Origin of the sequence: Bradyrhizobium australafricanum, assembly GCF_020329495.1 — a bacterium.
Classification (GTDB): Bacteria; Pseudomonadota; Alphaproteobacteria; order Rhizobiales; family Xanthobacteraceae; genus Bradyrhizobium; species Bradyrhizobium australafricanum.
Map to the genome: position 1 here is coordinate 24,497 of NZ_JAGKJL010000071.1, position 17,175 is coordinate 41,671.

17 protein-coding genes and 1 pseudogene are annotated in these 17,175 nt (G+C 61.3%); 12 read left to right on the forward strand and 6 right to left on the reverse strand.

All coding sequences use genetic code 11. From position 1 onward, the window contains the following. Nucleotides 1-68: 68 nt before the first annotated feature. The 3 genes from J6525_RS38720 to J6525_RS38730 form a co-directional block, all read right to left on the reverse strand. Nucleotides 69-3,248, reverse strand: a complete 3,180-nt coding sequence (locus J6525_RS38720; protein ID WP_225648576.1) for an efflux RND transporter permease subunit — start codon at nt 3,246-3,248, stop codon at nt 69-71. Next, complete coding sequence (locus J6525_RS38725; protein ID WP_225648592.1) at nt 3,245-4,372, reverse strand: efflux RND transporter periplasmic adaptor subunit; 1,128 nt, start codon at nt 4,370-4,372, stop codon at nt 3,245-3,247. The genes J6525_RS38720 and J6525_RS38725 overlap by 4 nt, the downstream gene beginning before the upstream one ends. 111 nt (nt 4,373-4,483) lie before the next feature. Further along, nucleotides 4,484-6,154 (reverse strand): GMC family oxidoreductase, encoded by a 1,671-nt coding sequence (locus J6525_RS38730; protein WP_225648577.1) that lies wholly within the window; start codon nt 6,152-6,154, stop codon nt 4,484-4,486. Nucleotides 6,155-6,428: 274 nt separating this feature from the next. Here J6525_RS38730 and J6525_RS38735 point away from each other — a divergent pair, with 274 nt between their 5' ends. From J6525_RS38735 to J6525_RS38755, 5 genes are all read left to right on the forward strand, one after another. After that, complete coding sequence (locus J6525_RS38735) at nt 6,429-7,466, forward strand: hypothetical protein (protein ID WP_225648578.1); 1,038 nt, start codon at nt 6,429-6,431, stop codon at nt 7,464-7,466. Nucleotides 7,467-7,530: 64 nt separating this feature from the next. Next, a complete protein-coding gene (locus J6525_RS38740; RefSeq protein WP_225648579.1) occupies nt 7,531-7,773 on the forward strand; it encodes a hypothetical protein in 243 nt (80 codons plus the stop codon). A 251-nt stretch (nt 7,774-8,024) separates the two neighbouring features. Beyond that, nucleotides 8,025-8,600: a cytochrome P460 family protein gene (locus tag J6525_RS38745; protein ID WP_225648580.1), complete on the forward strand. Its 576-nt coding sequence runs from the start codon at nt 8,025-8,027 to the stop codon at nt 8,598-8,600. A 178-nt stretch (nt 8,601-8,778) separates the two neighbouring features. Beyond that, nucleotides 8,779-9,312: a DUF1993 domain-containing protein gene (locus J6525_RS38750; RefSeq protein WP_225648581.1), complete on the forward strand. Its 534-nt coding sequence runs from the start codon at nt 8,779-8,781 to the stop codon at nt 9,310-9,312. Nucleotides 9,313-9,382: 70 nt separating this feature from the next. Beyond that, on the forward strand, nt 9,383-9,907 hold the full coding sequence (locus J6525_RS38755; protein WP_225648582.1) for a hypothetical protein: 525 nt from the start codon (nt 9,383-9,385) through the stop codon (nt 9,905-9,907). 43 nt (nt 9,908-9,950) lie between these two features. Here the strand turns inward: J6525_RS38755 and msrA are convergent, their stop codons facing one another. Both msrA and J6525_RS38765 read right to left on the reverse strand, forming a co-directional pair. Then, on the reverse strand, nt 9,951-10,481 hold the full coding sequence (gene msrA, locus J6525_RS38760; protein WP_225648584.1) for a peptide-methionine (S)-S-oxide reductase MsrA: 531 nt from the start codon (nt 10,479-10,481) through the stop codon (nt 9,951-9,953). A gap of 76 nt (nt 10,482-10,557) precedes the next feature. Next, the gene (locus J6525_RS38765; protein ID WP_225648585.1) at nt 10,558-11,004 is read right to left on the reverse strand and encodes a DUF983 domain-containing protein; all 447 of its coding nucleotides are present in this window, start codon (nt 11,002-11,004) and stop codon (nt 10,558-10,560) included. Between the two features lie 356 nt (nt 11,005-11,360). Here J6525_RS38765 and J6525_RS38770 point away from each other — a divergent pair, with 356 nt between their 5' ends. From J6525_RS38770 to J6525_RS38800, 6 genes and pseudogenes are all read left to right on the forward strand, one after another. After that, nucleotides 11,361-11,762: an SPW repeat domain-containing protein gene (locus J6525_RS38770; RefSeq protein WP_225648586.1), complete on the forward strand. Its 402-nt coding sequence runs from the start codon at nt 11,361-11,363 to the stop codon at nt 11,760-11,762. Between the two features lie 329 nt (nt 11,763-12,091). Continuing rightward, nucleotides 12,092-12,778 (forward strand): MFS transporter, encoded by a 687-nt coding sequence (locus J6525_RS38780; protein ID WP_225648587.1) that lies wholly within the window; start codon nt 12,092-12,094, stop codon nt 12,776-12,778. Next, nucleotides 12,702-13,124, forward strand: coding sequence for a cupin domain-containing protein (locus J6525_RS38785; RefSeq protein WP_225648588.1), 423 nt, complete (start codon nt 12,702-12,704; stop codon nt 13,122-13,124). The genes J6525_RS38780 and J6525_RS38785 overlap by 77 nt, the downstream gene beginning before the upstream one ends. An 820-nt stretch (nt 13,125-13,944) precedes the next feature. After that, complete coding sequence (locus J6525_RS38790; protein ID WP_225648589.1) at nt 13,945-14,745, forward strand: COG3904 family protein; 801 nt, start codon at nt 13,945-13,947, stop codon at nt 14,743-14,745. A gap of 254 nt (nt 14,746-14,999) precedes the next feature. Next, nucleotides 15,000-15,806, forward strand: a complete 807-nt coding sequence (locus J6525_RS38795) for a YiiX/YebB-like N1pC/P60 family cysteine hydrolase (protein ID WP_225648590.1) — start codon at nt 15,000-15,002, stop codon at nt 15,804-15,806. Nucleotides 15,807-15,882: 76 nt separating this feature from the next. Continuing rightward, a pseudogene (locus J6525_RS38800) lies at nt 15,883-16,098 on the forward strand (tyrosine-type recombinase/integrase); the annotation flags it as partial. 483 nt (nt 16,099-16,581) lie between these two features. On the opposite strand, the gene J6525_RS38805 reads toward J6525_RS38800, so the two are convergent. Continuing rightward, complete coding sequence (locus J6525_RS38805) at nt 16,582-16,878, reverse strand: hypothetical protein (protein ID WP_225648591.1); 297 nt, start codon at nt 16,876-16,878, stop codon at nt 16,582-16,584. 166 nt (nt 16,879-17,044) lie between these two features. Here J6525_RS38805 and J6525_RS47095 point away from each other — a divergent pair. Further along, nucleotides 17,045-17,175 (forward strand): sigma factor-like helix-turn-helix DNA-binding protein (locus J6525_RS47095; protein ID WP_283848607.1); only part of this gene is annotated, 131 nt, incomplete at its 3' end.

The following is a 17,175-nucleotide window of genomic DNA, read 5'->3' on the forward strand; positions in this document are numbered from 1 at the left end:
CCCGCCCTCCTGCCTCATACGGCAGCATGAGTTGTTCCTGGTTCATCGCGCATCGGCGTCACCACAACTCACTCCGCCGCGATCGCCGTCGTCTGGGTCGGCTTCCCCTCGTTCTTGCCTTCCGCGAGATTGCGCACCACCATGTAGAAGATCGGCGTGAAGATCAGCCCAAACAGCGTGACGCCGAGCATACCGAAGAACACGGCGACGCCGACCGCCTGGCGTATTTCCGATCCGGAGCCGGTGGAGATCACGAGCGGCAGTACGCCGAGGATGAAGGCGAACGAGGTCATCAGGATCGGCCGCAGTCGCAGGCGGCAAGCCTCGATTACCGCCTCCAGGCGCGGCTTACCCTCGAGCTCGATGTCCCGCGCGAACTCGACGATCAGGATCGCGTTCTTGGCCGCCAATCCCACCAGCACAATGAAGCCGATCTGGGTGAGGATGTTGACGTCCTGACCCATGATGCGTACCCCGATAGTGGCGGCAAGCAAGCACATCGGCACGATCAGGATGACGGAAAACGGCAAGCTCCAGCTCCCGTATTGCGCGGCCAGAACTAGGTAGACGAACAGCACGCAAATCGGGAACACGAACAATCCGGTGTTGCCGCCAGTAACCTGCTGATAGGACAGGTCGGTCCATTCGAAGGAAAAGCCACTCGGCAGTTTATCCTCGGCGAGCTTCTTCATAGCGGCGATCACTGCCGCCGAACTCGTCCCCGGCAAGCCTTCGCCTTGTAGCTCGGCCGCCGGATAGAGGTTGTAGCGGGCGACGCGATCGGGGCCCGAAACGTCCTTGAACTCTACTACGCTGCCAAGCATCACCGTGTCGGCATTGGCGTTGCGGGTCCGTAGTCGCGCAAAATCAGGACGCTCCTTCCGGAACGGCAGGTCGGCCTGCGCGGTGACATGATAGGTGCGGCCGAACAGGTTGAAGTCGTTGACATAGGTCGAGCCGAAATAGGTCTGGATCGTGTCGGTGATGTTCTGGATGGGAACGCCGAGCTTCAGCGCTTTGACCTGATCGATGTCGACGAAGACCTGCGGGGTGTTCGCGGAGAACGGCGAGAACACCGTGGGGGCGAGGAGCACTGACGACTTGCGCGCCGCTGCGACGAGTTCGTCAGTCGCATCCGCCAACAGCTTGGGACCTCGGCCTTGCCGGTCCTGGATGCGCATGGTGAAGCCGCCGCCGGTGCCGATGCCGGGGATCGGCGGTGGCGGGATCACGATGATAAACGCACCTTCGATGGCCGACAGCCGCTTGCGCAGATTTGCGGTTATCACCTGCGCGTTCAGGCCCTTCTTGAGGCGCACCTCCGGTTCTTCGAACACTGGAAACAGCGCCGCCGAGTTGCCTGCCTGTGTGCGGGTCGCTCCCGACAGACCTGCAAAGACCGCGATATGCGAAATTCCGGGCGTGTCGAGCGCGATGCTCTCGATCCTGCGAACGATCTCAGTGGTCCGCGCCAGCGAGGCCGCGCCCGGCAGTTGGGCAGATATGATCACGTAGCCGCGATCCTGTGCCGGAATGTAGCCCTGGGGCGTGGTGACAAGCAGCCAGCCTGCGCTGCCGATCAGAACCACATAGACGAGTAGCATCACCACGCGATGGCGGATCACGAAGCCTGCGACGTCAGCATAAAAATGCGACAGCCAGTCAAAGCCGCGGTTGAACAGCCTGGTGAACCGTTCCCAGCCGCGCGCGATCAGATTCCAAGCGGCCGGCGGCCGCTTCTCCTCGCGCGGAAGGAGGATCTGCGAAGCCAGTGCCGGCGACAGGGTCAGCGAACAGAAGCAGGAGATAGCTGTCGCGACCGCGATGGTGACCGCGAACTGCTGGAAGAATTGCCCGGTAATGCCACCGAGAAACGCGGTCGGCACGAACACCGCGCACAGCACCAGCGCAATAGAGATCAGTGCGCCGCCGACTTCTTCCATGGTCTTCAGCGCGGCTTCGCGCCGGCTCAAGCCGAGCGCGAGATGCCGCTCGACATTTTCGACTACGACAATGGCGTCGTCGACCACGATGCCCACCGCGAGCACGAGGCCGAACAGCGTGAGATTGTTGATGCCGTAGCCTAGGGCTGCCATCGCCGCAAAGGTACCAACCAGCGACACCGGGATCGCCACGATCGGGATGATCGCCGGACGCCAGCCCTGCAGGAACACCAGCACCACGACGACAACCAGTGCCATCGCTTCATAGATCGTCTTGATCAACTCGCTGATGGACTGCCGGATGAACTCGGTCGGGTTGTAGCCGATATTGTAGTCGAGCCCCTTGGGGAAGCCGACCTTCAGCTTCTCCATCGTGTCCTTGATGCCCTTGGCGGTCGCAAGCGCGTTCGATCCTGGCCGCTGCGTCACCCGCAACGCCACCGCTGACTTGCGCAACAGGAAGCTGTTGGTGGAATAGTCGAGCGCGCCGAGCTCGATCCGCGCAACGTCGCGCAGGCGAACTATGCGGCCGTCCTGGCCCGATTTGACGACAATGTCCTCGAATTGGGATGGATCCTTCAGTCGGCCAACGAAGGTGAGGTTTGGCTGGAAGGCACGGTCGGCAATCGGCGGGCTCGCAAGCTGGCCGCCCGCGATCTGCAGGTTTTGGGCGCGGACCGCCGCAACAACGTCGTTCGAAGTCAGGCCGAGATTGGCGATCTTGTCGGGATCGAGCCACAGCCGCATCGAATAATCGCGCGCGCCGAAGATCTGGATGTCGCCGATGCCGTCAAGCCGCAGCAACTGGTCGCGCACCTGCAGCAACGCATAGTTGGAGATGTAGAGCTGGTCGAGCGAGTCGTCGGGCGACAGCATGAACACGACCATGAGGATGTCGGGCGAGTCCTTCTTGGTGACCACGCCGTTGCGCTGCACCTCCTCCGGCAATTGCGCCTGCGCGATTGCGACGCGGTTCTGCACCAGCACCTGCGCCTTGTCGAGGTCAGTGCCGAGCTTGAAGGTGATCGTGATGGTGAGCTGGCCATTCGAGGTCGCCTGGCTGTACATATACAGCATGTCCTCGACGCCGTTGATCTGTTGCTCGATGGGAGCGGCAACAGTATCCGAGATGGTCTGCGCGGAGGCGCCCGGATATTGCGCGGTTATCACCACTGTCGGCGGCACCACTTCCGGATATTCGGCGACCGGTAGCGTTCGATAGGCGATCGCGCCCACGATCAGGAGCACGATCGACAGCACCATAGCCAGGATGGGCTGGTTGACGGAAAGACGCCCGAGATTCATGTCCTGCTCCCGCCCATTTCGGTCATGTGCGGGTTAACCTTGGCGTCGATGCGGGCACGCTGGATGCCGTCGATGATGACGCGGTCTTCGGGTTTGAGGCCCGTGCGGATCACGCGCAGGCCCTCGTTGATCGGTCCGAGCTCGACTGCGCGCGCTTCCACCGTGTCGTCATCCTTCACCACGAATACGATCTTGCGCGACTGGTCAGTCGCGATAGCCGCATCCGGCAACAGCAGCGCTTCATAGGGTGAGGAGCCGATCAGCCGCACGCGACCGAATTGTCCGGGCAGAATGGACAGATCGTGGTTGGGGATGATCGCGCGGCTGCGCAGCGTGCCGGTCGACGCGTCCAGCCGGTTGTCGAGGAAATCCATCTTTCCTTCATGCGAGGGTTTTGTCTCGCCGGTGAGCGTCACCTGCACGGGGTTGGCCGTGTCGCGCGAGCTCGGCCGCCTGCCCTCGAACCACAGCCTGTTGTTCTTCAGATAGGTCGCCTCGTCCACGTCGAAATAGATGTAGATCGGATCGAGCGATACGATCGAGGTCAATAGCGTCGCGCTGCCCTCGCTGCCCTGCACGAGATTGCCCGCGGTCACCAGATGGCGGCTGACGCGGCCGGTGATCGGCGCCACCACATGGGTGAATTCGACATTGAGCTGAGCGGCCTTCAACGCGCCGTCGGCCTGGGTCTCGGCGGCACGCGCCGCCTGCAGCTGCTGGCGGCGCTGATCGACGACTTGTTCGGAGACCGCGCTGGTCTGCACGAGAGTCAGGCCGCGCTCGAGATCGCGCTTGGCAAGCTCCCCTTTGGCACGCGCGTCGGCGAGTTGCCCTTCGGCTTGCAGCTTAACCGCCTCGAACGGGCGCGGATCGATGATATAAAGCAGATCGCCAGCGCGGACGGTCGCACCATCCTTGAACTCTACACTATTGACGAAGCCGCCGACGCGGGCGCGGACCTGAACCTCCTGGATCGCCTCGAAGCGGCCGGTGAACTCGTCCCAGTCGGTGACGGTCCGTTTGACTGGCTGTGCCACCGTCACCCGCGGCGGCGGAGGCGCGGCGGCCTGCGCCTGCGCCCTCTCGTGGCAGCCAGCAAGCGCGAGCGCGAACAGCAGACCGATCGGGGCGCCGCCGCATCGTCCAACGCGGCGAAGCGAACTGCGATCGAGCCGGGGCGCCGGAGCCCGATACTCCGTTTTGTCAGTCGCACTCACTTCCGTCTCCCCGAATACCTAGAATGTTGCAATTGAAGGCAGATCGACGGGTTGGAAACTGCCAGCGCCGTTGCCGGCTTGCGCCGGAGCTCCCCAAGACCGGTTCATATCCTCGACCAGCATTGCCGCGGCGTGGCGCGCGAGCGCCTGGGTCGGGGCGTTCGTGTTGCCGCTAGTGATGTTCGGCATGATAGAGGCGTCAATCACCCGGAGACCCTCGGCCCCGCGAACCCTGAGCCTTGCGTCAACCACCGCTCGCGCATCCTGGCCCATCCGGCACGTGCCCACCGGGTGAAACATAGTCGTGACGGCACGCTTCACCCATTCGCCGATCTCGGCATCCGACTGGATGCGCGGGCCGGGTTCGATCTCTTCCGTGATCACCAGCGCCAGCGACTCCTGCGCCATTACCTTGCGGATCGCGCGCACCGATTCCACCGCGGCCCTCAAGTCTTCTTCCTCGCCGACGAAGTTCGGGTTGATGAGCGGCATCGACGTGGGGTCGCTGTCGGCCAGCCGCACCCAGCCACGGCTCTTGGGCTGAAGCACCACGAGTTCGAAAGTGATGCCCGAGCGGTCGCCCGTCGGGCTGATTCCATCTGCCGCGATGATTGGCACGTGATAGCATTGGATCGTGGGTTCGGCGGTGAAGTCGGACGGGTTCCAGTGAGAAACCGTCTCGATGCCGTTGCCCGACGCCGGGCCATCCTTGGTGACGAAATAGCGCAGGCCCGCCTTCACGCTGCCGAGGCCGTGCGCGGCAGCCTGATAGCCGAGATCGCCCTTCACATAGGCACGGACTGGCACGATCGCGTGGTCGTGGAGATTTTCGCCGACCTCAGGAGAATCGATAATCACCGCGATACCGTGCTGGCGAAGCTGCTCGGCTGGCCCGATGCCCGAGTGCATGAGGATCGTCGGGCTATGGACCGTGCCGGCCGACAGCACAACCTCGCCGGCCATGATCCTCTGCAGACCGTTGTCCACGAGCTCGACGCCGACAGCCCGCTTGTTCTCGACGAGAATGCGAAGGACTGTCTTGCCGGTGAGAAGAGTGACGCGGCCCGAGGCGAGGTGTGGACGCAGATAAGCGTCGACCGCGCTGCACCGCCGCTGGTTCCCGACTGTCGATTGCACCGGCGAGACGCCGATCTGGCTCTTGCCGTTATAGTCGGGATTATAGGGGATCCCATATTCCTGGAAGGCCTTGAGGCAATATTGGTTCAGCTCGTTGATGCCCTTGGGCAACTGAACCGCCAGACCACCATTGATGCCGTGATATTCGTCGTGGAAGGTGTCGTTGTCTTCCTGCGCCATGAAGACGGGAAGCAGGTCTTCATACGACCACTTGCCAGTATCGCCGACCGCGTCCTGCCACGCGGCGTAGTCGCGCATCTGACCACGGACGTAGGCCATCGCGTTGATCGAGGAGCCGCCGCCGAGCACCTTGCCTGAGCGATATGCTCGCTTGGTGCCGTGCTGGGGAACCGTCTCATATTTCCAGACATGCCGGTCGTGGGCCAGTATTTTGGCGAAGCCGGCAGGAATGTGGATGAACGGATCGCGATCCGTGTCGCCCGCTTCGATCAGCGCGATCGAAACATCGGTGTGTACGGCGAGATAACTCGCAACGACGCAGCCGGCCGCGCCCGCGCCAACAATGACGATGTCGTATTGTTCCTGGGACATCAATTTCTTTCTGTTTCGCGCTATTTGTATCTTTCAATCAACAACCGGAGCTGGCGCAGCACAATCGCGGCGCCGGATGTTGAGATTAGTTGGACCACCTTTTGGAAAATGACTTTGCAATGCGGGCAAGGGAAATCACCTCTCGCCATCGAGTCGATAGAGGCTTGTTATTGCCGCTTGCCACGCTGCGTGATACGCGAAGCAACTTTTCAAACCCGCCTTGGAAGTCGTCTCGCACGCCGGTTTCTTTGTTGTGGCTTTATAGGTGTCTATGATGGAAGCATTCGTTCGCCCGCAGAACCGCAGAAGTTTTCTTGAGAAGCATGTTGACTACGTGGCTCTGGTTCCCGCAGCGGCGGCGATTTGTTATCCATTTCTGCTCGATGCTTTTCATGCCATCGTCGGCACGCAGGCCGTAAGCCTGCCACCGCTCGCAATCGCCAGCGCGACCGCCATCCTGGTCGTTGCGTTCATCGTGCCGTTTCTTGGGATCGCTCTGGCTTGTCGTCCGACGTCCAATCCCGGTTCAAGACGCCTCGCCTATGCCAGCGTGGTGTCGCCAACGCTGTATGTCTTTCTCGGCGTTGTCCAGACCTTGGTCAAAAGCCCCATTCCCGACGAGGTCGTCTGGTGCGCGATTTGGCTCGCAATTGCGATCTGGTCGCAGTCTGCCCGAGATCCGGTCGCTGCAGCTGCGCCTGCAGTCGGGGCCTGGCGCGTGGTCCACGGGGTAACGGCTGTGGTCCTGTCCCTATATGTGGTGTTTCATCTCACCAATCATCTGTTCGGCTTGATAGGGCCGGATGCGCATGCGGCCGTTATGAAAATCGGACGCGTGGTTTATCGCTCTGCCATAGGTGAACCGTTGTTGGTGGCGGCCATGCTTTTCCAGATCGGCAGTGGCCTCTTTCTGGCATGGCGTTGGAGCGCCGCAGCGCATGACTTCCAGCGGACCTATCAGGTCGCTTCGGGAGCCTATCTCTCAGTGTACATTCTCGGCCACATGAACTCGGTCTTCGTCTACGCCCGAAGCTTCCTCGGCATACCGACAGATTGGAATTTCGCGATCGGAGCCCCGACTGGGCTCATTCATGACGCATGGAATATCCGTCTGCTGCCTCACTACGCGCTCGGCGCCTTCTTCGTCCTGAGCCACCTTGCTTCAGGGCTGAGAGTGGTGCTGATCACGCACGGTGTCGATCAACGTAATGCCGCTCGCCTTTGGGGTGTCTGCGTCGCGATGAGCGCCATCGTCGCGGCCGCGATCATCGCGGGAATGTGCGGCGTCAGGATCGGTGCATCGGCTTCGTGACTTGCGAACGTGTTTATCGTCGTCGCATACGCCGTTCCGCGCATGGCGCGCTGGCTTCCCCCACTTGGGTGGCGCGCGGTCTGAGATTTTTTCTTTTTTTGGTTTCCTGTCGGACGCTCTCGCAATCGTCGTGATCGGCGGCACCAGCCTGATTGGCTGGAAAAGCGTCGCCATTCTGCGTCTGGGCCGCCAACGAGGTGATCGCTGCTTTGCCGAAATCCGGCGTCAATACGATTCCGCAGATGGGCTCAAAGAAGCCGTGGCCGACGCCAAGTGGCGATTGACCTCTCCGATTCACTCTCATTGACCTCAAGGCGGTTTGTACGGAGCGCTCCTCGATGGCTGATCGGAAGACGGACGGGCCGCCGACGCGCACAGCACTTTTGAGCGACGATAGCCCACGCTCATCGAAAGCATGTTCAACGGGAATTTCAAATTTCGTCCGCTGCATCCGATCCTGAACTCTACTATGCTGGCCGAACACGCGGCCGCCTTGACATCGATTGAAGCCATTGCGCCAGGTTGCCGTGCCGGGCGCGGGCAGCAAAGGAGACCCCCATGAAATTATCGAAGACTGTCGGCTTGGCCGTCGCCGTCTCGCTGGCCGCCGGCACCGTGGCGGCGCTTGCTCAGTATAGCGGCGCGGCTCCGGCTGTCCCTACCGCGAACGTGGTGGACGCTGCCGGACACCTTCGCGTGCCAGCCGACTACCGAACCCTCTACCAAGCGCTCGGGAGCTGGGCGATTGCCGCCGACAACGGCCAAGGCTCGAAGGAAATGCACGCCGTCTACGCTTCCCCGGCAGCGATCGACGCCTACCGGAAGACGGGGCACTTCCCGGACGGCGCCGTTCTGGTGAAAGAGGTCTTCGCGACCTCGACGAACGAGATGACCACCGGCACAGTAAGCCACGCCGACAAACTCAAGGGCTGGTTCGTCATGGTGAAAGACAGCAAAGGAGCGCATCCCGGCAATCCGCTGTGGGGCGACGGGTGGGGATGGTCGTGGTTCGACGCGGACAAACCGCTCAAGACTACCTCGACCGACTACCACACCGATTGCCAAGGATGCCACGTGCCCGCCAAGGACACCGACTGGATTTACGTGAACGGATATCCCGTCCTGCGTCACTAGGCGGCTGCATGCGCAGGCATTCTCCTCTTGACGCGGTTTCGCGGAGACAAGTGTCGTGTCTGGCGAGCTGGTGCGGCAAGTCGGAAGATTGAAGAGCCTATTGTGACGATTCGCTTCGGTTCGCGACCTTTCGGGTCCGTCCTACGTTCAAATTACAAACGAGCGCATGGAGGTCGGCATGTCCTTCTCGGTATATGACATTACAGTCCCTGTCATGCTGCATGGACTGAACGTGATGGACGATTATCTTGATCACGCCCAAGGGCTCGAGCAGACCAAGGGATTTGAGCCTGGGAGGATCCTTGCTGAACGGCTCGCCCTCGACATGCTCACTTTTGGAGAACAGTTCTCCGTAAGCTGCAACAAGGTCGAGGCGCACATGGCGAAGTTGATGCAGCGCGACCCGTCAGCCCCCCGCAATACCCCGATGATGTATCCTGCGTTGAAGGGACGGCTCCTCGAAACTCGCGATTTCCTGCAAAATGTACAGCTGGACGAGATCGCCGGCGCGCAGTCCCACACATACGAGCTGACCCCGCCTATTGTGCGCGGGTGGTTCGGCGGCGACGACTACATCCGGCACTTGGTGCTGCCCGACTTCTTCTTCCATCTCTCGGTTGCGCACGCGATCCTCCGGCACCTTGGAGCGAAGATCGGAAAGCGCGACTACCTCGGCAACCTCACTCAGCAAAGCGGCGGTGACTACTCGTGAGAGCCGGGCGCGGTGCGCGGCACGGGCCGAAACCTTCAAAACAGGAAAGCAAGCTCAGAGGATGACAATTGTGAGCGATTTTAGAGAGGTCGTTGGCGCGCTGCAAAGTGAAGTTGAATTCGAGGCTGCTGTAAGAGAGTTGGGAGCCGCGGGGATTGACCGCGCTCGCATAAGCTTCCTGGCGCAGGAGGAGATCGCAGCGTCCTGTGCGGGCGCTGTTGGCTGCGACATCAAGCAGCTGTCTCGCATCGAGATCGGCTTGAGCGATGACCGCCAGCAGGTTCGCACGCTTGCGACTTCGCTCGCCGCCACTGTCGCGTCGTTCGCCGGCGCCGGTGCCGTCTTGGCAACAACGGGCGGAACGGCCGCGCCGGTTATGCTAGCCGGGTTGGCTGCCGGGGCTGGTGTGGGCGGGCTCGCGGCCTTGTTCGGGCGGCGACACGAAGCCCACGTGCATGAGTGGTCCGAGAGCCAGATCCTCAACGGCGGCATCGTGGTGATCGTCCACCCCGCCAGTGCAGAACAGTTCGAGGCCGCCACCGCTATTATGCGCCGGCACTGCGGAGCCGATATCTTCGCGACGCCATCAGCCTAGCAGCGAGCGTCGCCCCTGACTCACCATCGCCGCTAGTTGCAGGTCAGTTTCCGTCGGTTCGCGACTTCTGGAATGCTTGACCTGACGGCAGTCGCCAATTAGGTCGGAAGAAGTGGCAGCTGTAGCCGCCCGGGTGTCGTTGCAGATAGTCCTGATGCTCGGGCTCCGCCTGCCAGAACAGCTCCTCCGGGTTGATTTCCGTCACCAAGGGACCGGGCCACAAACCAGAGGCTTCGATTTCGTCAATCGTCGCGAGCGCCGTGTCCTTCTGCTGCTCGTCCGTATAGAAGATGGCGGAACGGTAGCCCGGCCCAAAGTCACTCCCCTGCTGCTCGTACGTTGTCGGGTCGTGGACCTGGAAGAAGCATTCAAGGATGGCCCAGTAGGTTACGACGGTGGGATCGAAGACGATCTCGATTGCCTCGGCGTGCCCCTGGTGGTCGCAGTAGTTCGGATTGGGGAGATCGCCGCCGGTATAGCCGACTCGCGTCGAGACCACGCCTCGCAGTCGGCGGAACATGTCTTGCATGCCCCAGAAGCATCCGCCGGCCAACACCGCCTTCTCAGTCGTCATGTTAGGATTCCTCCGACCGGCCGAATGCCGCTGCGCGAGAGTAGCGGCTGCCAATTCTGTTGAGGCACCTTCCCCCTCAGGCCTGGAATTCGTCGGACGGATGCTCGTCGAAGCCGTGCATCCTGAGTGACCATTGCAGGGCCACGACGGCGCCCTTGACCGGCTGCAAGAGAGCTATCGAGGCCAAGGCCGTAATCGGAAGGTAGACGCCAAGCTGAAACGCTAGCGACGGTGCATAGTCCACCTCGATCCAGAGTATTACCGGAACCAAGACGTGTCCCACGATGACGATCACCAGGTAGGCCGGTAGGTCGTCTGCCCGGTGTCCGGTGAAATCGAGGCCGCAGACAGAGCAGTGGTCGTCGACCTTGAGAAACGCGCAAAACAGACGACCGCGCCCGCAGCGCGGGCACCTTCCTCGAACGCCCCTCCAAAGGGAGAGGCCGACGTTGCGCCCGGCAGCAGTCTCTGCAGACCTCCAGTCGTTGTTGCTTCCAGCGGGGCCTGCAACTGTCGTGGCCATCGCCTGTCCTCCTGCTTCACACCGCAACACAGTATTCGGCGACGGCGCGCAAACGTCATGAAGATAGGGCATGTAGTCGATAGCCCGGCGTGATCGTGATGGCGCGCGGGTCGTGCGTCAACTGCGCGCGGCGCGATTGACGGCGCGCCGCGCGATTGGAATAGAAACAATAATGACCAGGCATTTCTAATGGTTGGCGTGTCGGCATAGCCTTTCTGTGCGTTCAGCCGGGCTGACTCGTGGCGGTCGTACGGAGTGCTTTGCCAGCAAAGGACGACGTGGTCGTCCTCTTGGGTAGCTGGGCCTCCGCGTCGCAAGGATCCGTTCGAACAATCAAGCACATGGGAGTATCGCCGATGTCGTTCCGCTTCATCACCAAGTCCATCCACGCCTACCTGATCGATTATCCCGTCGCGATCGTTTTGATCGCAGCGCCGTTCGCGCTGAAGCTCGGCCAGAGCGGACCAGTCGCAATGTGGCTTTCGGTTGTTGTCGGTGTCGCGGCGCTACTCTTGGCCGCCGTGACCGACCATCCCACCGGGCTCGTCCGCATCATTCCCTACTGGCTGCACCTTTGGGTCGATCGCGCGGTCGGGGTGGTGTTTGTCGTCGCCCCGTTTGCCTTCAAATTCTTCGGACTCGACGCCTGGTATTACTGGGTCCTCGCTGCCGCTGTCCTACTCACGACGTCGGTTTTCAACGCGCCTGAGAAGCCATTCGCGATGCGTTCGGGATTGGACACGCGCACGGCGGGTTGAAGGCGGCAAAGAGCTCGTCGGCTTCGACCGCTTTCTTCACGTGCAGGCCTGCCTCAACCGTGGTGTCGCGCGTCCGGCGGCGCGGCGCGGGCTGGAAGTGACGGTCGCTTAGCGAGAGTCTGCTTGAGGTTAAAATGATGTTGCGAGGAGTGTTCCGCGAACGGACACGGCGGCGTGGCTTGAGGCTGCTGGCCAATGAGCGCGCGCGCCGCGAATCGCGCGACCTGACCTGAGAGATTAGGACGTGAGCAGCACGGTCTCTTATCCTGACCGACCGCAGCCTGGCGCTCTCCGAGCCTAAGGCCGTCGGCGCGCAGGGCAGCACAAAGGTGCTCGCCGCGTCGAGTCTGGACAGCGGCCTCGTGTTCGTCAGCAGCGCCGTCGTCACAGTCGCGCTCGCGGCGATTGGCCGAGACATGCGCCTTTCGCCGCTCGACCTGCAGTGGGTGATGAACGCCGAACTCCTGCCGCTCGCGGCTTCGACCTTGGTCGCCGGCGCTCTGGGTGACCGGTTCGGACAGAAGCGGATCTTCCTCGCAGGGATCGCTCTCTTCGGCCTGGGAGCGACCGAGATTGGTTTCGCGCCGAGCTTCGCCCCGCTCATCGTCGGCCGGTTCCTGCAAGGCTTAGGCGAAGCCTTGATCCTGCCCAATGGCCTTTCCGTGCTCGGGCGGGCCTTTCCCTCAGAAAGGAAAGCCCGTGCGGTCGGCATCTGGTCCGCCGCCGCGGCTGTCGCCAGCGGCGTCGCGCCCGCGATCGCCGGCGCGATCCTCGATCACGGGTCTTGGCGGACGACCTTTCTGATGCTCCTGCCCGTAGTCGCCGGCGCGCTGGCCGCCGGCACTGTGTGGATACCCACGGACTCCCCGACCAGCCACGCCCGGGTCGACGTCGGCGGCGCGGTCTTTTCGACAGCCGGCCTCGAGAAGGAAAAAGCCCATGAAGATCCGAACCATCATCTCCGCCACCTGCGCCGCGCTCACCTTCCCGATGGCCAGCCCCATGCTCGCCCATGAAAGTGACGCCGAAACCGTCACGAAGAACTTCGGGGCGGCCATTCCCAATATCGCTGGCAAGTCGCTGATCGCCGTGGAAGTCGATTACGCGCCCGGCGCGGCCTCCGTGCCCCACACCCACGCGAAGTCGGCTTTCATCTACGCCTTTGTGATTTCGGGCGCGATCGAGTCGAAGGTGAATGACGGCGAGACGCGCATCTACCGGGCAGGCGAGAGCTGGTCCGAACCGCCGGGCGCTATCCATTCGATCAGCCGCAACGCGAGCAAGACCGAGTCCGCAAAGCTGCTCGCTGTCTTCGTACTCGACACCAATGACGACCCTCTGACCACGCCCATCAAACAATAGACTGTAAGGAACGACTAATCTCTCGGGGCGCAGAAAGTTGGCATCGGTTGTCGCCAGACCCGGCAATGCTCCCTCGCGCGGACTGGCGGTGCCTGGGCGGCCGGCGGCAGCAGCCTTCGGACCAGACCTTCCTAGCGTGGCAACGCAACTGATCAAGCTCTGGCGTTGATGGCGTTCGAGCCGACATAGAACCCCTGCCGATAGCTCGGCCGCGACACGGAATTGTACGCCGGGCGGCAAGTTCGCTTTGGGCGACAAGCGGAATCATGCCCGCAGCAAACCCACCTACTAACCTCATCTGCGCAGGCGGGATAATGCGCCATAAAGGTGGCGCGACCTTCTCATCAGTCGCAAGGCCCTCGTGGGAGGGCCTAAACCTTGGTGTGCTCTTCTCAGCCAACCGTCCGGTGATGATCAACCTCTGTGCAATGGCTTGGCCCATCTCTAGGAGGCTACGCTTGGGCATAACGGCCCGATGTGTTGAGCGGGAAGAGATATAGGAGAGGTTCATATGACAACAATGGGTGCAACCGCATTTTCGGGTTTTGCTCGCAGGACGGCTGAGTTTGCCTCCGACTTCGCCAGTGTCATTCACAACCTGATTATGGACGTGCGCGACAGCTACCGACGCGGGCTGCACTACATGCGTGGCCCCCGCCCGAAATGGCGCGCCAGGCATCAGTGTTGGCTGAGATTCGATTCGGGAGCTGTATCCGGGCAGCGCCAGCTGTCGCCGGTGCATATGCGCGGTCGTAACGCGGCTAACACTACCCGAGGTTAGGGAACCATGCTCGCTCACTGGGCGACCACCCGAGCTTGGATGTTGCTCAGCGCCGCCCGTTGCATGGCATTGCTTGGCCTGGTGGCCATGCTTGGTTGCTCGGCGCATGCTGGCATCGCCCTCGAACAACGCCAATTGCCGATGAAATTCAGCTGGGTCGCTTGCCAGCCGAATTGCCGAGGCTGGATCAGCGCAGTCGGCATTGTCACCGCCGAGACCCCAAACGACTTCGATGCTTTCGCGCGCGATCATCAGCTCAAGGGCGAAACTATCGTGCTGGATTCCAGCGGCGGCTCGGTCAACGACGCGATCGCGCTCGGACGGCGGTTCCGGGCGCTCGAAATGTTCACGACGGTCGGGGTGAGCGTGCTTACCCTCGACTCACGTGACGAGCGCGCCCACGTGTCGCCGGAGGCCTACTGCGAATCAATGTGCGTTTTTCTTCTGCTGTCGGGCAAATCGCGTTACGTGCCTGAACAGGCGCATGTCCGCGTGCATCAGATCTGGATGGGCGACCGCGCTGACAATGCGCGGGCCGCGAGCTACAGCGCATATGATCTCACGACCATTGAGCGCGATATCGGAAGTCTCGCCAAATACACGTTCGACATGGGCGGCGCGGGTGATCTGTTGTCGCTGTCGCTAAACGTTCCGCCTTGGGAAGATTTACATGAACTGTCTCGCGAGGAATTGCGAGTGACTAATCTCATCACTACCGAAAAAATTGCTCAACTGGGCAGCCCCGACGCGGCGGTGCTCGCGCGGACGCCCAAATCGCTACAGGATCTCTTCGTGAGCACTGCGGCGGTAGCCTCCACTGGGGCTGTAACCGAGCGCTAGGGCGGCTTCTTCGTAGGAGTTGTGAACGGCACCTACGCCACATCGGAACGTTTCGACGTGCGACATTCCCATCACTGGGAAGGGCCCGGGTGGTCAATTGTAAACCTAGGTATGGTCGTCTCAGACAAATGCAGTGCACAGGTCGACCTCCGTGCAATGGCCCGGTCCATCTTTCCTGACTACGTTCGGGTAAGGACGAGACAGTCGTCTGGAACCGCCATACGGGAAAGCGCCAAAAAAGCAAGGAACGAGTGATGGACTGGATGTTCGATAACGTCGAACGTTTGATTGCCCGGCTGCAGAAGCCGGCCAATCACTGTGAGCCGCTCATCTCGGATGATGCGGCGAAGGCCTTACGCGACACGCTTCGACCCGGCGACGTCCTGCTAGTCGAAGGCAAAGGTCGTATTTCCGGCGGCATCAAGTATCTCACTCAATCGACCTGGTCGCATTCGGCGCTGTACGTCGGGCCGATAGCGGGCGCCACAAGCGGCGGCGAACCCCACGTCCTGATTGAAGCCAATGTTGACGAAGGTGTCGTGTCGGCGCCTCTGTCGAAGTATTTGCATTGTCAAACCCGCATCTGCCGCCCAGTTGGCCTGAGCGAAGCGGACTGCGAACAGGTCTGTCGCTACGCATTCGAACGCATTGGTCTCGGATACGATTTCAAGAACATCATCGACCTCATGCGCTATCTATTCCCATGTCCGCTGACGCGGCGTTGGCGTCGCCGAACCATCGCGCTCGGCTCCGGCGATGCGAGCCGAATCATCTGTTCGTCGCTCATTGCGCAGGCATTCGAGGCCGTGCGTTACCCGGTCCTGCCCAAGATCACGTACATCGAGAATCAGTCCGCGCGGCGCGAAGTCGCCGCGATCCGTCACTCATCACTCTACGCGCCACGCGACTTCGATGTATCGCCCTACTTCATGGTGGTGAAGCCCACGCTCGCGCGCAGCTTCAACTATAAAGACATGCAGTGGGCCGATCTTCTCCAGGTTCACGCCGAGCAAGCCACACCTGCGCCGGAGAGAGAACGCGCGATCGCGGCAGTGGCATAGTCCGAATTTCCGGTGAAGTGAGGCCAGACTATTAAATGCGAAACCAGTTGTGCTGACGTCCGTTTAGGATTCACATCCCTATGCATTGCGGCACTCGAGCATCGTGCGCGGACTTCGAAAGGGTCTGCCCATTCAACAGGTCGCCAAACTGCACAACACCTCAGTCAAAATGATCGAGCGGCACTACGCGAAGTACATTGCAAGCGCCTTGGAGGACCTCGCGAGGGCGGCAGTCGTGGCCCTCATGCCGCGGAGTGATGGAAACGTGGTGCCGATGGGAAAACGCGCGTAAGGGATCATCCTGCATGATCGAACTCATTCATCTGATGGCGCCGGTACCCCACGCGTTCGATGCGGTTGCTGCCTTCTCGAATACGGCAGTGGCTCGAGCTCTGCGCGCCACGTGTTCTTCAACGCGAAATCCGTCCTCCGACCCTACGCCCGGAAGCTACGGTTTGCGCGGTGACTAGGGGTAACATCGCGGAACTACCCCACATCAGCCTTTGTCGCGCTACTCGCTGTTTTGCTGTCGGTTCGAACCATCGGATACAAAGGAGAACAGTGCAGCGGCGGAGAGAGTGTCAGTCAACCTCCATTGAAACATAAAGCATTTTCGACCTCCCGGGGCCAATATCCACAATTTGAGCTACGGTCAGAAAGTGGGCTCTGTCGCCTACCTAGCAGGGTCGAGTAGAGGCGTCGATCGCTCGACGCCTCCCTCACAGATCCGGACGTGCAGCTTTCCCGCATCCGGCTCCTCGGACGAGTAGCTTGATCAGACCATTTGGTGACGCCAGTCGCGTACATGCCCGATCGGTATCGGGAAGACCTTCAGGATCGCGTTGAACCGCTCCCACGACAGCTTCGGCCGTTGGCTTCGCCGTAGTAGGACCCGCCGCCATGCCTTCATTACCTGAAGACGGAAGCGACCAAGGCAGGTGCTGTTGCCAGGGATGCCGAAGTAGGCGTAGTGCCCGCGCAGCACCGCAGCCAGCCACCTGTGCTGGTCGCGGAGCCGTTGGTGCATCCGTCGCCTCATCTCCTGGCGCAGCTCCTTCAGTTTGCGGATCATCTGCGTGTTTCGGCAATTTCCGGACAGCAATTTCGCTAATTCGCGGACAGCGATTTCAGTAATTCCGGGACAGGGATTCCGCTAAATCGCGGACAGTTGCGGGAGGTTGGTTTTCGGGAGCGCCGTTCAGGCAATGTTCTCTCTCAAGCTGAGTTTGAGAGGGGCAATGCCGAGACGGAAGCAAGCGAAACGAACCACTGTGAAGGACCTACGATCGATCCTGAGGCTGACGTACGAGCAGGACCTGTCGGTTCGGGAGATCTCGGAACGGCTGCAGATCAGCAAGAGTTCGGTTGC